Origin of the sequence: Flavobacterium sinopsychrotolerans, from assembly GCF_900110375.1 — a bacterium.
Classification (GTDB): domain Bacteria; phylum Bacteroidota; class Bacteroidia; order Flavobacteriales; family Flavobacteriaceae; genus Flavobacterium; species Flavobacterium sinopsychrotolerans.
In genome coordinates this window covers 166,679-169,531 of record NZ_FODN01000009.1, presented here as the reverse complement: position 1 = coordinate 169,531, position 2,853 = coordinate 166,679, and the positions used below count along the sequence as shown (strand labels likewise).

General features: G+C 36.3%; 1 protein-coding gene. It reads left to right on the top strand.

All coding sequences use genetic code 11. From position 1 onward, the window contains the following. The first annotated feature begins 109 nt into the window (after positions 1 to 109). On the top strand, positions 110 to 880 hold the full coding sequence (locus BMX64_RS14670) for a hypothetical protein (protein WP_091173904.1): 771 nt from the start codon (positions 110 to 112) through the stop codon (positions 878 to 880). Positions 881 to 2,853 lie beyond the last annotated feature (1,973 nt).

The following is a 2,853-nucleotide window of genomic DNA, read 5'->3' as shown; positions in this document are numbered from 1 at the left end:
TAGTAGTAGTAGTAGTAGTAGTAGTAGTAATGCAGCTTGTTTAATTGAACCCCCTCTCTTCTCACTATTCACTTCTCACTATATACCCTACTCACTAACAAAAAAACATATGGCAAAAGTAATAGCACCATTTTTAATCAAAGGAACCTTAGACGATATCAATTTTGTGATAACGGCAGATGGAGAAAATTATGCCCGAATGAAAGGAAAAACGGGAGTAACGGCAGAGCAATTCAAAAACAACCCCATTTTTGACAGAATACGCAATCAGTCTCAGGAATTCGGACAATGTGTAAAAAAAGCTGCTGTATTTCGCCAACTTGCTTCCCGTTTTAACAGCCAGGCAAAAGACGGGAGTGTTGCAGGCAGAACAAACAAACTCCTTTTCGAAATTCTTCAGGAAGATACAACCCAACGGCAGGGAGAAAGAACCCTTACAGCAGGGTTAAAAACCATCGATGGCAAAGAAGCGTTATTACTTTTTGAAAGCAACAAATTAAGACCTTTAGCGCACGTTCTTAAAATAAAAGAGCAATGCAATCCTGAGAAGCAAACAGTGACACTAATTGATTTCACCGCCAGTCAAGATGTCGACTGGCCAGAAGAAGCTACTCATGTTCATTTTAGTACGGCCACTGCAAACTGGGACTTCGAAAACAATACCTTCGACACCTGTTACAGTACAGAAATAATACTGGACAAAGAATCCGAAAAACAAACCATAATACTCACAACAGACAAGCCAATAGGAAACCACCTCCATCTCACATTCCTATTTATAGGTTTTGCAAAACAAGAACGCAAAAAACATAAAATACTCCACCGGAAAAACAATACCGCAACTCTAATAGCGCATCACACCCCTAATAATATAAATTAAGTCAGCTAAAAGAAAAGATCATTCTTCAGAAATAATAATGATAATAGTAATAATACCAAATAAACGTTCATTAAACCCCTCCTCTAACCGCCCTTAAATAAAAAGCATAGAAAAACAACGAAAAAGTAAAGTGGCAGCAGTCCGCGAGTTGAGCCTGGAAGGCGAACGGCTCGGGCTGCGGAACGGCACTTTTAGGTAGTTTTTAAGCTTTTAATTTTCAGGCAGTGAAATCGAAGATTCATGAATACCAAAAAAACAATAACAACCCGTGAATATTTTTTTGTTTCTTTTTGATCAAGCAAAAAAGAAAAGATCGTTCTTGATAAATACTCAATAATACAATTAACCCATGAATTTTTCTTGTCCCTTTTGAAATTAAAGATTCACGAGCTCTAATAAAGTAGTAACTCTTGAGTAATCAAGACAAAAGAAAAGATTGCTCTTCAGAAATAATAATAATAATAATAATAATAATAATAATACCAATAAACGTTCATTAAACCCCTCCTCTAACCGCCCTTATAGTTATATCCCAAAAAATCACGGTAAGGATTTAAGCGTTGGCCGAAGGGAGCAACCCCCGAGTCGAGTGTAAAACACGAGCGGCTGGGGTTGCGATAGGAAAATGCGTCCTATGATTTTTGGGATAAAACTATTCAGGCTTGATCTTTTGTTTCTTTTGCATCAAGGCAAAAGAAAAGAGTGTTCTTTATAAGTAATAATAAGTAATGACTTGAATTTAATGTCGTATTTAATTAATATGTATTTTTTTACCACAAATTTCACAAATTACCACTGATTAATTCATCTCAGACCTTTACATTACTTCCATCTGGCACAAAAACATCTTTAATAATTGCGAAAATATATTTTTAATACTTCTTAATTAATAATAATAATAATAATACCAATAAACGTTCATTCAACCCCTCCTCTCACCGCCTTTATAGTTTTATCCCAAAAAATGACGGTAAGGATTTAAGCGTTGGCCGAAGGGAGCAACCCCCGAGTCGAGTGTGAAACACGAGCGGCTGGGGTTGCGATAGGAAAATACGTCCGATGATTTTGGGATAAAACTATTCAGGCTTGATCTTTTGTTTCTTTTGCATCAAGGCAAAAGAAAAAATTGTACTTCATATAAAGTAGTAGTAGTAGTAGTAGTAGTAGTAGTGGTTCCAAAAAACGTTCATCTAACCCCTCCTCTTACCGCCCTTATAGTTTTATCCCAAAAAATCACGGTAAGGATTTAAGCGGTGGCCGAAGGGGAGCAACCCCCGAGTCGAGTGTGAAACACGAGCGGCTGGGGTTGCGATAGGAAAATACGTCCGATGATTTTTGGGATAAAACTATTCAGGCTTGATCTTTTGTTTCTTTTGCATCAAGGCAAAAGAAAAAACGTTCAATAATAACCCATAAATATTTCTCTGTCACTCCTTTCATCAAGACACATCGAAGATTCAGATACCCGAGCGAAGCAAACACCACTTATAATAAAAGTTAAGTGAGCTAAAAGAAAAGATCGTTCTTCAGAAATAATAATAATAATAATAATAATAATAATAATAATAATAGTAGTAGTAGTAGTAGTAGTAGTAGTAGTAGTTCCAATAAACGTTTATGTAACCCCTCTTCTCCCCGCCCTTAAATAAAAAGCATAAAAAAACAACGAAAAATTAAAGTGGCAGCAGTCCGCGAGTTGAGCCTGGAAGGCGAACGGCTCGGGCTGTGGAAGGGTACTTTGAGGTAGTTTTTGAGCTTTTGATTTTCAGGCTTGATCTTTTGTTTCTTTTGCATCAAGGCAAAAGAAAAAACGTTCAATAATAACCCATAAATATTTCTCTGTCACTTCTTTCATCAAGACAAATCGAAGATTCAGACACCCGAGCGAAGCAAACACCACTTATAATAAAAGTTAAGTGAGCTAAAAGAAAAATAAATACCCATTAATTTTTACTTTCAATAAAAAGTCATTG